Source organism: Amycolatopsis sp. NPDC059021 (assembly GCF_042739895.1).
Classification (GTDB): domain Bacteria; phylum Actinomycetota; class Actinomycetes; order Mycobacteriales; family Pseudonocardiaceae; genus Amycolatopsis.
In genome coordinates this window covers 24272-40146 of record NZ_JBHYIQ010000066.1, presented here as the reverse complement: position 1 = coordinate 40146, position 15875 = coordinate 24272, and the positions used below count along the sequence as shown (strand labels likewise).

The window sequence follows — 15875 nt, the reverse complement described above, 5'->3', positions numbered from 1 at the left end:
TCAGCGGCGCTGACCAGGTCGGGAAGGTCGTGTGAGGAAGGCGAGGACGGCGGTCGCGAACTCCGGGCTGGTGAACGCGGTGAAGTGGTCGCCGGGGACGTGGTCGAACCGGGCACCGGGCAGGGCAGCGGCGAGCGCGTCCGCATCCGTGTGCCCGCCGTCCTGGTCACCGGCCGTCACGAGGGTGGGCGTCGTGATCCGGGACAGCGCGGCGCGGGACGTCGGGACATCGGCGTCCAGGACCCGCAGGAGCGCGCGCGGGTCGCCGCCGAGCTGGGTGATCCAGTACGCGATCTCCGCTTCGGGGGACCCTGGCTCGAGGGGGACATCATCGACGAGAGCGGTCAGCACGGCGCGATACGGACTGGCGCGTTTGCCCGCGCGGGTGACCGCTCCGAGCCCCTGCCCAGCCACGACCGCGTGGGCAGGGTGTGCGCCGCGAGCCAGCATCCGCAGCACGACCCGGCCGCCCAGCGAGTACCCGCCGAGGGCGTAGTCGCCGAGCCCGAGCCGCTCGACCAGTGCGAGCCCGTCGTCGGCAAGGACATCGGGCGGATAGGCCGCCGGGTCGTGCGGCCGCGCGCTGTCCCCGTGGCCGCGCAGATCCGGGAGGATGACGCGGAAACCGTGTTCGGCGAGCGTGGCGGCGGGCCCCTGGTGCAGCCAGAGCAGTCCGCTGGAAGTGAACCCGTGGAGCAGCACGAGCGGGCGGCCTTCACCGATTTCACGGTAGGCCAGTTCCCAGCCGTCGTCGCCGCGGAATCGGTGCGCGGGCGGATCGATCATCGGGCGGTTCTCCTGTCGGCTATTTCGTGAGCAGGGCGTCCAGCTGCGCGAAAGCCGCGCTCGCCGCGTCCGGTGCCAGCTGGACGCCTTTGACCACCGCGATCACCAGCTCCACCGCGTAGGCCGCGTCCACCCGGCGCGACCACGCGCCCCGCGCGGACAGCAGCGCGTGCAGCGAGCCGCGCCAGTTGGCCTCGTGCCGCGCCAGCACCTCCCGGACCATGGGGTCCCGGCGAGCACGAAGGTCGAGTTCCGCGGTCACGACGAACACCTCCGGCGAATCCGCCAGCAGCTCACGCAGGTGAAGCAGATAGGCCCGCAAGGACTCCGCCGGGCCTGCCCCTTTGGGTACCGGCGCCTCGAACCGGCTGATCGCGTATTCGGCGACCCCGGCGACGATCTCCTTCTTGCCGGGAAAGTGGTGGTGCAGCGTCGAATGGTCGACTCCGACATCGTCGGCGATCTGCCGGAGCCGCAGCCCCTCGAACCCCACCGCGGCCACCTGACGGAACGCGGCCTGGATGATCTCGGCTCGCCGGTCGGGCCGCGTCGCCGTCACGGCTCCCGCTCCGTCCGGCGTGCCCGGTACAGATCGCGCAGCAACGCGATTTCCGCGCCGTGGTGGATGACCTCGCGGTGGATGTGCAGGATCAACGACGCCAGCGGACGGCCGGCGAACGGGCCCTCGGCCGGGCCCGCTGGACGGCGCAACTCCGACGGGCCGAGTGCGCGCATCCCCGCGGACCACGCGGCATACGCCCGGTCGAACTGCTCCAGCGCGGTCGCGGCGTCGCCCGCGTAGGGGAATGTGTCGTACTGGACGGGCGGTCCGCCGAACTGCGTGTCGGCGCGCTTGCCGAGAACGTGGACGGTGAGGTGCGCCAGCCGCCAGGCAATGGTGGTGACCGGCGGGGGCTCGGGGGCGGGCGCGGCGTAGTCGACGGTGAACCGGCCGCCGCCGAGTTCTTCGCCGGTACGACGCGGGCGCACGGTCCAGCAGCCGGAGACCGGCTCCCAGAAGTATTCCGCGTCGGTCAGCCCGGCCAGCCGGGGCCGCAGCCGTTCCCGCCAGTGCCGGTCCAGCTGATCCCCGAGTTCCGCCGCCCAGTCGACGTCCATACCCGCCTCCCCACCAACTGGTTGGTGGAGAATTATGGCGTGCCGCGCGTTCGTCGCGCAAGCCTGCTCCGCTCGGGGTCGAATTGCCTGGTCAGCGGGATTGGCGTCACGGATCGGCGGTGTCGGTCGTTAACCCGACCGTCCTGGAAGCTGGTAGTTTCCGCGCGAGGCAGCGACGCCGACGGGGAGCACACATGGCCGGTCACACGGTGGCGATCCATTTCGTGCGTTCGGCGGTCCGTGCCGTGGAGCGACGGGGAATCGACGTCCGGCCGGCGCTGGCGAAGGCCGGGATCGCGCGTTCGCTGATCGACTACGACCGCGCGCGGATCACCGTCGAGCAGGCCAGCACCATGATCCGCGATCTGTGGCGGCTCACCGGCGACGAGATGTTCGGCATCAGCCCGCGGCCACTGCCGCTGGGCACGTTCCGGATGATGGCGCTCGGCATGATCCACCAGCCGGACCTCGCCGCGGTGCTCGACCGGTGCTGCGAGTTCTCCCAGGTCGTGCCGGGCATGCCGGATCTGCGGACGCGGCTGGGCCCCGGCACTTGCCGTATCGAGGCCGACGTCGAGAAGTTCGGGTGCTGCGAAACGATCATCACCGACACGGTTTTGTTCGTGCTGCACCGGTTCGCGGGCTGGCTGGCCAACAGTCGCGTGCGGTTGCGGCTGGTCGAGCTGCCGCAGCCCGAGCCGCCGTACGTGCAGGACTACGACCTCGTCTACGACGCCCCGGTGCGGTTCGGGGCGGGCTGCGCGGCGATCACGATCGACCGGGACGTCCTGCCCGCGCCGATCGTGCGGGACGAGGACGATCTGCTGCGGTTCCTCGGCGACGCGCCGGCGGATCTGCTGGCCCGCCGCGAGTACGACAGCAGCATCGTCGACCAGGTGCGCCGCATCCTGTCCTTCGGCCTGCGCGGCCACTCGCCGTCCGCGGTGTCTTCGCGGGAGGTCGCGGCACGCCTTTCCCTGAGCCTTCAGCACGTACGCCGATTGCTGCGCGAAGAGGGCACGTCGATCAGCCAGCTCAGGGAGGACGTCCTCCGTGACGCTGCGATCGCGAGCCTCGTCCGTGGTGAGGAGTCGATCGCCGCGTTGTCCGAGCGGCTGGGATTTTCCGAGCCGAGCGCCTTCCGCCGCGCGTTCCGCCGCTGGACCGGCAGCCCGCCCGGCTCGTACCGGCCGGGCGGCACCGAAAGCGCCCTAGCCAGGAAGGCCCAGCAGCGCACCGAGTCCGGTGAGGTCGACACCGACGGCGTCGAGCAGGCCGGGTAGCGGGGCCGGGGTCCCCGGCCGGGCCGCGGTCGGCGCGGGGGCGGCGACCTCTCGGGGTTTCCCGCCGTACGGCGCGTTCTGCGCACCGCGGACACCGGTCGGGCTGCCCGGCGGTTCCGCGCAGTACGCCTGCTGGTTGGGTGGCGCGGGCTGGACGTCCGAGCCCGGACGCGCCTTAGTCGCTTCGTAGCCCTTCGTGCAGGCCATCGGGTTGAAGAAGTTGATCACCAGGCCGAGATGCGCGGTGCCGTCGCCGGGGAACAGCGCCTTGCCGACCACCGGCACGTACGGGTAGAGCACCAGCGCCTGCTCCAGCCCGTCGACCCGGGTCTTGACGACGTCCGCGGTGGTGAGCAGGTTCGCCATCACCACGGACAGGTCGGAGCCGGACTCGCGCAGGATGTCGACCGCCTGCTGCGCGAGCGGCGGCGCGACGTTGATCAGCTTGCGGATGTCCGGATCCGACGTCTTCAGCTGCCGCGCAAGCGTTTGCACATCGGTGCTGAACGAAGTGATCGGCTCGGCGAGGTCGCGCTGGGTGTGCGTGACGGTCTTGCCGTCCGCGAGCAGTGACGTCGTTTGCGGCAGATGTTCGGTCGCGGTCGGCAGGAAGGAGTTCGTCGTGTCGACGAGCTGCTGGATGGCCGGCCCGTTCCCGGCGAACGCCTTGTCCAGCTCGTCGACCACGGTGCGCAGCGCGTCGGTCGGGATGCTGGTGAGCAGCGCGTCGGAGTCGGCGAGGAGCTTCTCCGCGCGCGGCGGCAGCGTCGTGTCCTGTTGCCGGATGCGGGCGCCGTCGGCGAGGAACGGCTCGCCGCCGGTGTCCGGCCGGAGGTCGAGGTACTGCTCGCCGATCGCGGACCGGTTGCTCACCACGGCCTTCGCCGACGCCGGGATCCGCGGCGCGTCGGGACTGATGTCGAGCTTCGCGTCGACGCCCGTCGCGGTCAGTTCCAGCCCGGTGACCCGGCCGACGCCCACGCCCCGATACGTGACGTCGGCGCCGGGGAACAGGCCACCGCCGCGTTCGAGCTGCACGGTGACCAGGTAGCCGCGGTGCCCGAACAACCGGTCCAGCCCGGCGAACCGCCAGCCCGCGTAGCCGATGCCGACGACGGCGATCAGCGCGAACGCGAGGATCTGGATCCTGACCCGGCGCAGCAGCATCTAGCCACCTCCCAGAATCGCGCCGAGCAGCCCACCGAGTCCTTTTTGGACAGGTGGCGCGACGGGCGCGACGTCGCCGGGCAGTGGCAGCGCCGGTGGCGCGGTGTGCCCGGGGAGATCGGGCCCGGCGGTGTTGCCAGGTAAGGGAATGATCGGCTGTGCCGAACGGCCGAAGTTGTTCAGCAGCGAGTCGAGCTTGAAGTCGGCGACGATCTCGGCGTTCGCGTAGTCGCCCTTGATGACGCCGAGACCGGCGTCGGAGAACGGGAACGTGAGCAGCAGTTCCAGCGACTTCGGCAGCGAGTCGCCCGCCGCGGCCAGCTGACGCAGGGTCGGCGCGAGCGCCCGCAGGTCGGCGACCATGTCGTCCTTGCTCCGGTTCACCGTGTCCACCGCGACGCCGGAAAGCTTGTCGACCGCCCGCAGCAGGCCGACGAACTGCTCCCGCTGCTGGTTGAGCACCTGCACGCCCGGCGTCAGCTTCTCCAGCGCGTTCGCCACGTCTCCGCGTTGTTTCGCGATCGTGGCGGACAGCTGGGCGACGCCGTCGATGGCCTTGGTGATCGACTCGCGTTGTTTGTCCAAAGTAGACGCCAGTGTGGTCACGTTCGACAGTAGCGAGCGGATCCGGGTCTCGTTGCCGGACATCGCCTGGTTCAGTTCCCTGGTGATCGTCTGCGCCTGTTCGAGCCCGCCGCCGTTGAGCAGCAGCGAAACCGCGCCGAGCACCTGCTCGACTTCGGCGGTCTTGGTCGTGCGGCTCACCGGGATCGTCGCGCCGTCGGCCAGCTGTCCCTGTGCCGCCTGACCCGCGGGCGGGGACAGGTCGACGTACTTCTCGCCGAGCAGGCTCGACTGCCGCAGCCGCGCGGTCGCGTTACCGGGCAGCACGGCCGAGCGGTTGACCGTCACGCTCACCGTGACCGTGTGGTTGTCCTTGCCCAGCTCGATCGCGGTGACCTTGCCGACGGGCACGTCGTTCACCTTGACCGCGGCCTGCGGCACGAGATCGGCGACGTCGGCGAACTGCACCTGGACCGAGTACGGCCGGTCGCCGAGATCCGCGCCGCCGGGCAGGGACATGTCGTACACGCCGCCGCTGCAGCCGGTCGCGACCAGCAGCACCGACACCCCGGCCAGCGCCAGACCCGTCCGGAGCCGAGGGACCCCGACGCCCCGAAGGGCGCGTTGGGGTCGCAGCGTTCGCAGCGAGGGTAGCTGGGAAGGGTGCCGAAGGACGCCTTCGGTGCGTTGAATGCGACACGGGCTCCCCTCGGTGCGGCCAGCGCACCAAGGGCGTCCCTCGGTGCGGCCCGGGAGTCCCTGGCTCCCTGGGGCACCTGTCGCGAACGCTCCGTTGGGGACGTTCAATGTCCCGAACGCGTCGTTCGGGGCACGGTCGCGGCCGTGCGACCCTTCGCGTGTCATGGCTTGCCTCCCGGGGACATCGCGTCGATCACCGGCAACGGCAGCGGCGGCAGTTTTCCTTGCTGCACCGAGGAAAGCACCTGGGCGACCGAGGGCAGCCCGAGCGTGCCGTCCAGTACCGGGGCGAGCTTCTCGCAGGCGTCCAGCAGGACCTTCGGGATCTGCGGGGGAGCGCCCTGTTTCATCAGGCGGCACACCATCAGGATCGGCGGGCTGGTCAGCTCGTTGAGGTTCGCCCGTGCCTGCAACGTTCCCGATGCCGGGTCATAGGTGTTGAGCGCGTTGCTCGCCAGCAGCGGCACCACGTCCATGACCTCGGCGAGCGCGCCGCGCTGGTCGACCAGCGCCTGGGTGATCCCGGTCAGCGAGGACACATTGGACTGGACGCGGCCGCGGTTGTTCGCGATGAAATCGTGCACCTCGCCCAGCGCGCCGGCGATCGAGCCCAGCGCGGTACCCATGTCCTGCCGCTCGGAAGCGAGGAAAGAAGTGACATCGGCGAGCTGTCCGGAGAGCCCGCGCAGCTGATTGTCGGAATCCGCCAGCGTCTTCGTGAACTTCGCCAGATTGTCCACTGTGGAGAAAAGGTCGCCCTTCGATTTGTCCAGTGTGGACGCGGCATCGCCGAGCTGCTTGAGCGTCGCGCCGATGTTCTCGCCGTTTCCCGCGAGGTTGTTCGCCCCGGCCTTGAGCGCGTCCGACACGGCACCGTTCGCGTTCGCCCCGTTCGGGCCCAACGCGCTGACGAGCTGGTTGAGGCTGCGCGCCATGTCGTCGACCTCGATCGGCGCGGCAGTGCGTTCCCGGGGGATGACCGTGCCGGGAGCCAGTACGGCGCCACCGGTGTAGACCGGGGTGAACTGGACGTAGCGATCCGAAACCAGCGTGGGCGCGACGATCACCGCACTCGCCCCGGCCGGGATCTTCACGCCGTTGCGCACGGACATCTCGATCCGGACGCCCGGCCCGTCCGGCACCACGGCGTCGATGCCGCCGACCTTCAGCCCGAGCACCCGGACGTCGGAACCGGCGTAGACGCCGACGGCGTTGCCGAAGTACGCGGTCACTTTCGTACCGCCGCCGATCCTGCCGAACCACCACAGCGCCCCGGCCAGCACCAGCACCGCGACACAGACGAGAGCACTGATCCGATAGGCGAGCACTGATTTCCGGGTCTTCACTTCCCGTCTCCCTTCGCTGAAGGAGGCAGGCAGCCCTGCGGATTGATCGACAGCGGACCGGCGTTCACGACCGGGGGCAGCAGGCCGCACATGTAGACCTCGAACCAGCGGCCGTTGCCGAGCGCGTTGGTACCGAGCCGCGCGAACGGCGCCAGATTGTGCAGGCCGTTGGCCAGATTGGCCTGATTGCGTTTCAGCAGATCGGTGACCTTGCTCAGTTCGTCGAGCGCGGGCCCGAGCTGGGCCGCGTTGTCCCCGACGACGCCGTGCAGCTGGTTCGCCAGCGACGTCGTCGCGGAGAGCAGGTGATCGAGCGCGCCCTTGCGCTGCTGGATCTCGGTCAGCAACGCCTGTCCGTCGTTGATCAACGTCCGGACCTGGTCGTCGCGTCCCGCCAGCGTTCCGGACAGCTGACTGGCGTTGCGCAGCAACGTCCCGAGCTGCTCGTCGCGCGCGGAGATGGCCGCCGAGAGCCGGGTTACTCCGTCCAAAGTGGATTTGATGCCGGGGCCGGTGTTCGCGAAGGTGTCCGAAATGGTCTGGAAACTCTTCGCCAGCTGGGCCGTGTCGACCTGTTGGACCGTCGTGGTCAGGTCGTTGAGCACCGGGCTGAGGTCGTACGGCACGCGAGTCCGCTCACGGGGAATCGCCTGGTGCGGGTTCTGCGGGCTGTTCCCGGCCGGGCTGAGCGCGAGATACTTCTGGCCCAGCAACGTCTTGATCTCGATCGACGCGGTGCTCCGGTCGCCGACCGGCACGTTCCGCACGGTGAACTCGACGCGGATGTGGTCGCCGTCGAGCGTGACGTCGCGGACCTCGCCCACCTTCACCCCGGTAACCCTGACTTCCGCGGAGTCAGTGATCCCGGCGGCTTCGGCGAAGTCGGCGGCGTAGGTGACGCCTCCGCCGCCGAGGAAGGGCACCTTGTCGGCGTTCATCGCGACGACCACGGCCAGCGCCATCGCGGCGGTCGACACGACGCCGAGCACCGGGAGATTCCGTTCCCTGATCGGCTTCACGGTTTGCACCTCGGCGATGTGCTGGTGGCGGGCAGGGGGAGGATCGGGACGGTCACGTTGAGCGAGCCGAGCCCGACGGTGCCTTCGAGGTTGCACAGGTAGAAGTTCAGCCAGCTGCCGTAGTCGACGAGGCCGGTCATCTTCTCCAGCTTCCCCGGCAGGGTCTGGAGGAACTTCTCGACGATGGGCTGCGAGTCGTCGAGACTCTTGCCGAGCGACTGGAGCCCGGCGATGCTGTCCTTCAGCGGCGCCCTCGCCTTGTCGAGCAGCCCGGCGGTGCTGTCGGCGAGGTCGCCCATCCCGGTGATGGCGTCGCCGATCGGCTTGCGCTGCGCGGCCAGCCCGGAGACCAGCTGCTGAGTCTGGTCGACCAGCGACGTCAACTGTCCACTGTGGGCGTTCACTGTGGACAGCACGGCGTTGAGGTTGTCGATCACCGAGCCGATCACCTTGTCACGGTCGGCCAGTGTGGACGAAAGCGACGCGGTGTGCGAGAGCAGGTTTTCGATCGTGCCGCCTTCCCCTTGCAGCACCTGGATGATCTCGCCGGAGAGCTGGTTGACGTCCTCGGGTTTCAAGGCGCGGAACAGCGGCCGGAACCCGTTGAACAACGCGGTCATGTCGAGCGCGGGCGTGGTGTGCGCGACCGGGATCGTCCCGCCGGGCCGCAGTTCCGCGCCGGGGCCGGGGACGTCGGAGTCGAGCGCGATATAGCGCTGGCCGATGAGATTGCGATACCGCAGCGCGGCTCGCGTCTCCGCCGACAGCGGCCTGCTCTGGTCGACCTTGAACCGCACCTCGGCGTACTTCGGGTCCTTCGGCTCGACCGAGGTCACCGAGCCGACCTTGACCCCGGACATGCGCACGTCGTCGCCGGGGTTGAGCCCCAGTACGTCGCTGAACTGCGCGACATAGCTGTTCTCCGGCGAGAAGCTGGTGTTGGCCAGCGTGACCGCGAGGACACCGGTGCACAGCGCGGTGACCGCGACGAAGATTCCCAGCTTGATGACCGGTCCCGCCAGGCCCCTCATGAAACGGTCACCTCCGCCCCACGGTAGAGCGGCCCGACCAGCAGGCCCGCCCAGCCCGGCACTGCACCAGGCGCGACCGCGAGCCGTGGCGCGAGCAGGCTGCCGAGCAACTCCTTCTCCGCGGCGGAGTTCGCGACCTCGCCGGCGGGAGCGCTCCCCCCACCGGGTTTCAATCCCGGAGGTTTCGAGGAGCCGTCGGCGAACGGACCATCCGCCGGGTACTGCGGCGGGAACTTCCCGGTCTTCGACAGGTCGTAGCAGCGCGGTCCGCGTTTGTCGTCGTAGCGCGGGGTGTCGACACCGGGCAGGTACTGGCCTCGGCTCGCGGTGATCTCCATGGTGAACTTCGCGACGCCCGGATGGTCGGTTCCCTTGCCGTAGAACGCGTCGGCCTTCGGCACGATGTCGGCCAGCTGGCCGAACAGGCACGGGTACTCCGGCGCGTACTTGGCCAGCACCTCGGCGGCGGGACGGCTCGACGCGACGAGATGGATGAGATTGTCCTTGTTGGCGGCCAGGAACTGGTCGACGTCCATCGTCGCCGTCGTGGCCACCGAGAACAGGTTCTGGAGCTTGGCACGCTCCTGCACCAGCGTCCGGCTGGTGGTGGTGAGATCGGTCAGCGCGTCGAGCAGTTTCGGCCCGGCGCGGTTGTAGGTATCGGTGACGGCCGGGGTGTCGGCGATGATCGAGGTCAGGTCCGGGATGCTCGGCAGGATCCGGCGCAGGTAGCTGTCGAGCATCCCGATGGTCTCGCCGATGCTCTTGCCCCGCCCGTCCAGCGCCGCCGACACCGCGTGCAGCGTCGACGACAGTTTTTCCGGCTGCACGGCCTGGAGGACGGGCAGCAGATCGTCGAGCACCTTCTCGGTTTCGATGGCGTCCTGGCTGCGGTCCTGGCCGATCACCGCGCCCCGCGCGAGCGGTTCGGCCGCGGCCCGGCCGGGGACCTCCAGCGAGACGTACCGCTCGCCGAACAGGCTCTTCGGCAGCAGCCGGACCACCACGTTCGCCGGAATGCGCCCGAGCTGATCCGGTTGCAGCGCAAGGGAGATCTCGGCGTACCGGCCGTTGGACCGGACCTCGGAAACGGTGCCGACGACGACGTCGCGCAGTTTGACGTCCGCGCCCACACGCATCTGGTTGCCGATGTGGTCGGTCTGCACGGTCACCGGCACGGTAGTGGTGAAAGCCTTGCGGTAGAAGGCGATCGTGAGCGTGACGAAGCAGGCGAGCGTCAGCAGGAACGCCACCCCGAGCAAGTGATAGCGAAGCTTCCCGAGCGCCCTCATCCGGCGATCCTCACCGTCGTGTCGGCGCCCCAGATCGCCAGACTGAGGAAGAAGTCGAGGATGGTCAGCGAGACGATCGACGTCCGCACGGCCCGCCCGACCGCGACCCCGACGCCCGCCGGGCCGCCGGACGCCTTGTAGCCGTAGTAACAATGGCTGAGGATCACCACGAGGCTGAAGACGATCACCTTCCCGAACGACCACAGCACATCCTGTGGCGGAAGGAAAAGCGTGAAGTAGTGGTCGTAGGTGCCGGCGGACTGGCCGTAGATCCACACCGTGATCTGCCGCGACGCGATGTAGGAGGTGAACAACCCGACGACGTAGAGCGGGATCACCGCGGCCAGCCCGGCGAGCACGCGGGTGGTGACGAGGTAGGGCAGGCTCGGGATCGCCATGACCTCCAGCGCGTCGATTTCCTCGGAGATCCGCATCGCGCCGAGCTGGGCGGTGAAGCCGCAGCCGACCGTGGCCGAAAGCGCGAGGCCCGCGGAGAGCGGCGCGACCTCGCGGGTGTTGAAGTAGGCGGTGAAGAATCCGGTCAGCGCGCTGGTGCCGAGCTGGTTCAGCGCCGAATAGCCCTGGAGGCCGACGATGGTCCCGGTGAACATCGTCATGCCGATCATCACGCCGAGAGTGCCGCCGATGACCGCGAGCGCGCCGCTGCCGAACGACACCTCGGCCAGCAGCCGCAGCGTTTCCCGCAGGTAGCGGCGCAGCGTGCGGGGGATCCAGGCGATCGCCTTGCCGTAGAAGGCGAACTGGCGGCCCATATCGGCCAGGCCGTCCGAGGGCCTGCCCAGCGTCCTGGCGGCGGCCCGCTTCGCGCGGGCGACGACGGGGGGTTCCGGGGAGGTGGTGGTCATCGGCGGCCCCTCAGCTCAGCTTCGGCGGGACCACCTGCAGGTAGATCCCGGTCAGCACGACGTTGATCAGGAACAGCACCAGGAAGGTGATGACGACGGACTGGTTGACCGCGTCGCCGACGCCCTTCGGGCCACCCTTGGGGTGCAGCCCGCGATCGGCGGCGATGACACCGGCGACCAGCCCGTACAGCACGGCTTTGAGCGACGAGATGGCCAGGTCGGGCAGCTGCGCGAGCGCGCTGAAGCTGGCGAGGTAGGCACCCGGCGTCCCGCCCTGCACGAGGACGTTGAAGGCGTACCCGCCGACCATGCCGACCACGCTGACCAGGCCGTTCAGCAGCACCGACACGAGAATCGCGGCCAGCACCCTCGGCACGATGAGCCGCGCGATCGGATCGACGCCGAGGACCTCCATGGCGTCGATCTCTTCGCGGATGGTGCGGGCTCCGATGTCCGCGCACACCGCGCTGCCGCCCGCTCCCGCCACGAGTAATGCCGTGACCAGCGGACTCGCCTGCTGCACGATCGCGAGCCCGCTCGCCGCGCCGGTGAACGACTGCGCGCCGATCTGCTGCGTCAGCGACCCGAGCTGCAGCGCCACGACCGCGCCGAACGGGATCGAGACGAGCGCCGTCGGCAGGATCGTGACGCTCGCGAAGAACCACGACTGGTAGAGGAACTCGCGGAGCTGGAAGGGTCTGCGGAAGACACCGCGCGCGACCGCGAGAAACAGCGCGGTGATGCGGCCGATCTGGCCGAACACCGCCGCGCCGGGGAAGGTGGCGCCAGACGATCTCGTGCTCATATGGCGACGACCTCTCTCGTTGAGGTACCGATCGACGATAGGCCGCGACAAGCTTGCCTTGGATGACCCGATCGCGCACGGTCCGTGACCGGATCGCTCATCGGCGCAGGTCAGTGCCTTGCCCGATCACGGGGCTGGGTTGTCGCGCGCTGTGCCGAGGGACGCCCTTGGTGCGCTGGGTGCGACAAGGGCGTCCCTCGGTGCGTTGAGCGCACCGAAGGCGTCCCTTGGTGCGGCGGCGGGGTGCCCCGGCGTCGGAGCCACGTCCCGAACGACGCGTAACGGACGTTGAACGTCCCCAACGACGCTTTCGGGACATCCTCCGTCGCTCCGCTCTCGCGTCAGGCTTGTCCCGTACGACGCGTTGGGGACGTTGAGCGTCCTGAACGCGTCGTTCAGGACATGACCGGCCACCGCCGCGCATGGTCTCGACCCTCACGTTCACGTTGCGCGCGGGAGGCACCGAGGGACGCCCTTGGTGCGTTGAGTGCACCGAAGGCGTCCCTCGGTGCGGCGGCGGGCTGCCCCGGCCGCCGGAGCCACGTCCCGAACGACGCGTGGCAGGACGTCGGTCATCGTGCTCGTTCGTCCCTTGTGGACTCGCGGCGGACAGCGTGTACCACCAATCCGGAAAGGTGCCGCCGAACCGGACGGCGCCCGGATCGGGTGAGCCAACATAGTCCGGATTCGGGGGCTTCGCACCCCGGCGTTGTACCTCGAAAGTGTTTGTCTGCACCAAGAGTCCGTCGAAGGAGGTCCACGCGCGACACCTTCGAGTGATCAAGCCCGTGTTTCCTTTTCGTGACCCGGTTCTGCGCGGAGACTGCTCGGTAGTCGCAGGTGACCACGAGGGCGGAAGTCCTTGGCCGCCATCGGCTATCCCTGAAGTTGCGTGGAGAGGAAGCGTTCTCGTGAGTATGGTTTCGCTGAAGAGGACCATGATCGCCGGCGTGCTCGTGGGTGGTGCGATGGTGGTCGCGGCAGGCACGGCGTCGGCCTCGCCGGCGACGACGACGGACCACGGCAGGGGTGACCACCGCAACCACGGCGGCATCAGCGTGCTGAACAACGCGTGCGCGCTTCCGTGGCTCTGGAACGGCCCCGGCAACGTGGGCAACATCGGCAGCGGCAACGACTACAGTGCCTGCAACGGCAACGTGTCCGGAGGGCACCACGGCATCGAGGTCGGGAACAACCTCTGTGTCGCTCCGTGGCTGTGGAACGGCCCGCTCAACTGGCTCAACCCGGCGAGCCCCTCCAACTACAAGGCCTGCAACGGCAACAAGTCCTGATCCCGGCCCGATGACATGACGGCGTGGCGCTGTCGGCAACTCCAGCCTGCCGACCGCGCCGCGCCGTTGTCTTGTGTGGACGGTCAGGTTTCCTTGCGGGGCACGAGAACGGTCAGTGCTCCCGGCAGGACACTGACTTCCACCGGCAGCGGGGCGACCGGTTCGCCGTCGGCGTAGGTCGTGATCCCCGGCGATTCCAGCCGTACCGACGCGGTCCGGTAGGTGTCGACCCCGGCGTGCCGCACATGCGTTCCGGCGAACACGGTGGGCAGGAACCGCAGCGCCGTCCGGCGGGGCATGGCGCGCACCACCGTCACGTCGAGCAGGCCGTCGGTGTGGTCGGCGCCGGGGCAGATCCGCATTCCACCGCCGTAGCTCGCGGTGTTGCCGACAGCCGCGAGCAGGACGTCCTGCTCCAGCACGAGCCCGTTGTCCAGGGTCAGCCGGAACGGCAACGGCCGCAGATTCGCGAACTCCGCGAGAATCGCCAGGTTGTACCGCGCCCGCCCGCGCGGCCACCGGAGCCGGTTGGCGCGGTCGTTGACCAGCGAGTCGAACCCCGCCGCCAGCACGGAACCGAAGTAGCGGCGGGTGCCGTCGTCCGCCTCGATCCGGCCGACGTCCACCGTCTCGACGTGGCCGTCGGCGATCACGTCGGCGGCGGCTTCGGGATCGCCGGTCGGCAGGCCGTACGCCCTGGCGTGGTCGTTCCCCGTCCCGGCGGGGACGATGCCGAGCGGGACGTCGCTGCCGGTCAATGCCTGCAACGCCAGGCAGATCATGCCGTCCCCGCCGACCACCACCAGCGCGTCGACCCGCTGCCGGACCGCTTCGGCCGCGAGCCGGAAGGCGTCCTCCGCGTCCCCGCCCGCGACGTCGAGAACGTCGACGCCGCGGTCACGCAGGCGTCGGGTCGCCTGCCGGGCCGCCCGGTCGGCGTGCCCGGCACCGGCGGCCGGATTGGTCAGCACCACCACCGAGCGGATGTCCTTCACGGGATCAGTTTGCCAGGGTTGAGAATCCCGGCCGGGTCGACCGCGTCCTTGACCGCCCGCAGGATCCGGACCCCGAGTTCGCCGACCTCGGCGGTCATCCACGGCCGGTGATCCGCGCCCACGGCGTGGTGATGGGTGATCGTCCCGCCCGCGGCCATGATCGCGTCCCCCGCCGCGCGTTTCGCGTGCGACCACTGGGCGATCGGGTCGCCCTTCTGCGCGGCGACGACGGTGAAGTACAGCGACGCGCCGGTCGGGTACACGTGCGAAATGTGGCACATCACCAGCGACTCCGTGCCGGTTTCCCGCAGGGATTCCTGGAGCGCGGTGGTGACCGCGGCCTTGAGATTGTCCACATTGGACCACTGGGTCGCGGTTTCCAGTGTCTCGCACAACGCGCCGGCGTCCAAAAGGGAATCGCGGAGATAGGGGGCGCCGAACCGGCCGTGTTCCCAAGCCACCGCGGGCTCTTCGCCCAGCGACGTACCACCCGCGGCGAGCAGGACGGCGCGGGTGCGCTCGTGCCGTGCCGCCACCTGCTCGGCGGTCCCCTCGAACACCGTCACCGCCAGGCAGCCGCCGGCGACCTGGGCACCGCCGATCCGGTCGGTCATCGCGAGGTTGATCCCGGTCTCGGCCTCGTCGGACAGGCGGAGCACGGTGGGCCCGGTCTCTTGCTGCTCGACGGCGCGCAGCGCGGCCGCGCCGGTGGCGAAGTCCGGGAAGTTCCACGCCTCGTGGATTTTCGCGGCGGGCAGCGGGTGCACACGCAGCCGGACCGCGGTGATCACGCCGAACACGCCCTCGGAGCCGAGGAACACTTCACGCAGGTCCGGCCCGGCAGCCGAGGCGGGCGCGCGGCCGAGGTCGAGAACGCCGGACGGGGTGACGACCCGCAGGCCGCGGACCATCTCGTCGAATCGGCCGTAGCCCGCGGAATCCTGGCCGGACGAGCGGGTCGCGGCGAACCCGCCGATCGTCGCGAACCGGAAGCTCTGCGGGTAGTGCCCGAGCTCGAATCCTTGCGCGGCAAGCAGTTCTTCGGCCTGCGGGCCGGGGAGCCCCGCGCCGAGCGTCGCCTCGCCGGACACCGGGTCGAGCGTTTCGAGCCGGTCGAAGCGGCGCAGGTCCAGTGTGAGCACCGCGGTGAAATCGCCGCGGATCGGGTCCACGCCACCGACCACGCTCGTCCCGCCGCCGAACGGCACCACCGCGATCCGGCGCCGCACGCAGTGGGCGAGGACGGCGGAGACGTCTTCCTCCGAACCGGGCAGCACGACGGCGTCCGGCGCGTCCTGCGGCTCGCTGCTCCGGCGGCGATAAAGATCCACAGTGGACTTCCCGCCCGCGCGGGGGAGGCGATCGGCGTCGGCGACGCCGACGTACTCGGGTCCGACGATGGCGGCCAGCGCGGCGCGATCCTCTTCCGGCAGGGCCGAGGGGAGCAAGCGGACGTCGTCGGCGGACCGCTCGGCGACGTCGTCGGCCGAGGTGCCCAGCACCTGCTGGAGCAGCTGTTTGATGGTGTCCGACAACGGTTTCGCCAGGGCGGGATCGCCCCAGGCGTCCCATCGCATGGGTGGGCGGGGCAGTGAACGAGGTGCTTGCGTT

General features: G+C 69.8%; 15 protein-coding genes. 2 read left to right on the top strand and 13 right to left on the bottom strand.

Going from position 1 to position 15875, the window contains the following annotated elements:
- From ACFWX1_RS31780 to ACFWX1_RS31770, 3 genes are read right to left on the bottom strand one after another with little or no spacing between them, the layout of a single operon-like run.
- Entirely contained in the window at window positions 1-786 is a 786-nt protein-coding gene (locus ACFWX1_RS31780) for an alpha/beta fold hydrolase (RefSeq protein WP_378393443.1), read from the bottom strand.
- Window positions 787-805: 19 nt separating this feature from the next.
- Window positions 806-1345, bottom strand: coding sequence for a TetR/AcrR family transcriptional regulator (locus ACFWX1_RS31775; protein ID WP_378393442.1), 540 nt, complete (start codon window positions 1343-1345; stop codon window positions 806-808).
- Window positions 1342-1905 (bottom strand): DinB family protein, encoded by a 564-nt coding sequence (locus tag ACFWX1_RS31770; RefSeq protein WP_378393441.1) that lies wholly within the window; start codon window positions 1903-1905, stop codon window positions 1342-1344. Before ACFWX1_RS31770 ends, ACFWX1_RS31775 begins: the two co-directional genes overlap by 4 nt.
- A gap of 194 nt (window positions 1906-2099) precedes the next feature.
- On the opposite strand from ACFWX1_RS31770, the gene ACFWX1_RS31765 reads away from it, so the two are divergent.
- Window positions 2100-3188: an AraC family transcriptional regulator gene (locus ACFWX1_RS31765; RefSeq protein ID WP_378393440.1), complete on the top strand. Its 1089-nt coding sequence runs from the start codon at window positions 2100-2102 to the stop codon at window positions 3186-3188.
- On the opposite strand, the gene ACFWX1_RS31760 is transcribed toward ACFWX1_RS31765, so the two are convergent.
- The 8 genes from ACFWX1_RS31760 to ACFWX1_RS31725 form a co-directional block, all read right to left on the bottom strand.
- Window positions 3117-4355: an MCE family protein gene (locus tag ACFWX1_RS31760; RefSeq protein ID WP_378393439.1), complete on the bottom strand. Its 1239-nt coding sequence runs from the start codon at window positions 4353-4355 to the stop codon at window positions 3117-3119. The two genes, ACFWX1_RS31765 and ACFWX1_RS31760, sit on opposite strands and share 72 nt — an antisense overlap.
- Window positions 4356-5486 (bottom strand): MCE family protein, encoded by a 1131-nt coding sequence (locus ACFWX1_RS31755; RefSeq protein WP_378393438.1) that lies wholly within the window; start codon window positions 5484-5486, stop codon window positions 4356-4358. It abuts the gene before it with no gap.
- A gap of 293 nt (window positions 5487-5779) precedes the next feature.
- Entirely contained in the window at window positions 5780-6964 is a 1185-nt protein-coding gene (locus tag ACFWX1_RS31750) for an MCE family protein (protein ID WP_378393437.1), read from the bottom strand.
- On the bottom strand, window positions 6961-7983 hold the full coding sequence (locus ACFWX1_RS31745) for an MCE family protein (RefSeq protein WP_378393436.1): 1023 nt from the start codon (window positions 7981-7983) through the stop codon (window positions 6961-6963). Before ACFWX1_RS31745 ends, ACFWX1_RS31750 begins: the two co-directional genes overlap by 4 nt.
- The gene (locus ACFWX1_RS31740) at window positions 7980-9014 is read right to left on the bottom strand and encodes an MCE family protein (protein WP_378393435.1); all 1035 of its coding nucleotides are present in this window, start codon (window positions 9012-9014) and stop codon (window positions 7980-7982) included. The genes ACFWX1_RS31745 and ACFWX1_RS31740 overlap by 4 nt, the downstream gene beginning before the upstream one ends.
- Window positions 9011-10306, bottom strand: a complete 1296-nt coding sequence (locus ACFWX1_RS31735) for an MCE family protein (RefSeq protein WP_378393434.1) — start codon at window positions 10304-10306, stop codon at window positions 9011-9013. Before ACFWX1_RS31735 ends, ACFWX1_RS31740 begins: the two co-directional genes overlap by 4 nt.
- Window positions 10303-11172, bottom strand: a complete 870-nt coding sequence (locus tag ACFWX1_RS31730) for an MlaE family ABC transporter permease (RefSeq protein ID WP_378393433.1) — start codon at window positions 11170-11172, stop codon at window positions 10303-10305. The genes ACFWX1_RS31735 and ACFWX1_RS31730 overlap by 4 nt, the downstream gene beginning before the upstream one ends.
- A gap of 10 nt (window positions 11173-11182) precedes the next feature.
- Window positions 11183-11977, bottom strand: a complete 795-nt coding sequence (locus ACFWX1_RS31725; RefSeq protein ID WP_378393432.1) for an MlaE family ABC transporter permease — start codon at window positions 11975-11977, stop codon at window positions 11183-11185.
- 911 nt (window positions 11978-12888) lie between these two features.
- Between ACFWX1_RS31725 and ACFWX1_RS31720 the strand changes: the two genes are divergently transcribed.
- Window positions 12889-13269: a hypothetical protein gene (locus ACFWX1_RS31720; protein WP_378393431.1), complete on the top strand. Its 381-nt coding sequence runs from the start codon at window positions 12889-12891 to the stop codon at window positions 13267-13269.
- A gap of 83 nt (window positions 13270-13352) precedes the next feature.
- Here ACFWX1_RS31720 and ACFWX1_RS31715 read toward each other — a convergent pair whose 3' ends face one another.
- Together ACFWX1_RS31715 and ACFWX1_RS31710 are read right to left on the bottom strand one after the other, a co-directional pair.
- A complete protein-coding gene (locus ACFWX1_RS31715) occupies window positions 13353-14264 on the bottom strand; it encodes a diacylglycerol kinase (protein WP_378393430.1) in 912 nt (303 codons plus the stop codon).
- Entirely contained in the window at window positions 14261-15841 is a 1581-nt protein-coding gene (locus tag ACFWX1_RS31710) for an FAD-binding oxidoreductase (RefSeq protein WP_378393429.1), read from the bottom strand. Before ACFWX1_RS31710 ends, ACFWX1_RS31715 begins: the two co-directional genes overlap by 4 nt.
- Window positions 15842-15875: the final 34 nt, after the last annotated feature.

Bases quoted from the DNA above. Each gene is read 5' to 3' on its own strand.
- ACFWX1_RS31740 (WP_378393435.1), bottom strand. From the start codon at position 9,014: ATGAGGGGCCTGGCGGGACCGGTCATCAAGCTGGGAATCTTCGTCGCG.
- ACFWX1_RS31780 (WP_378393443.1), bottom strand. From the start codon at position 786: ATGATCGATCCGCCCGCGCACCGATTCCGCGGCGACGACGGCTGGGAA.
- ACFWX1_RS31725 (WP_378393432.1), bottom strand. From the start codon at position 11,977: ATGAGCACGAGATCGTCTGGCGCCACCTTCCCCGGCGCGGCGGTGTTC.
- ACFWX1_RS31730 (WP_378393433.1), bottom strand. From the start codon at position 11,172: ATGACCACCACCTCCCCGGAACCCCCCGTCGTCGCCCGCGCGAAGCGG.
- ACFWX1_RS31765 (WP_378393440.1), top strand. From the start codon at position 2,100: ATGGCCGGTCACACGGTGGCGATCCATTTCGTGCGTTCGGCGGTCCGT.
- ACFWX1_RS31735 (WP_378393434.1), bottom strand. From the start codon at position 10,306: ATGAGGGCGCTCGGGAAGCTTCGCTATCACTTGCTCGGGGTGGCGTTC.
- ACFWX1_RS31710 (WP_378393429.1), bottom strand. From the start codon at position 15,841: ATGCGATGGGACGCCTGGGGCGATCCCGCCCTGGCGAAACCGTTGTCG.
- ACFWX1_RS31760 (WP_378393439.1), bottom strand. From the start codon at position 4,355: ATGCTGCTGCGCCGGGTCAGGATCCAGATCCTCGCGTTCGCGCTGATC.
- ACFWX1_RS31770 (WP_378393441.1), bottom strand. From the start codon at position 1,905: ATGGACGTCGACTGGGCGGCGGAACTCGGGGATCAGCTGGACCGGCAC.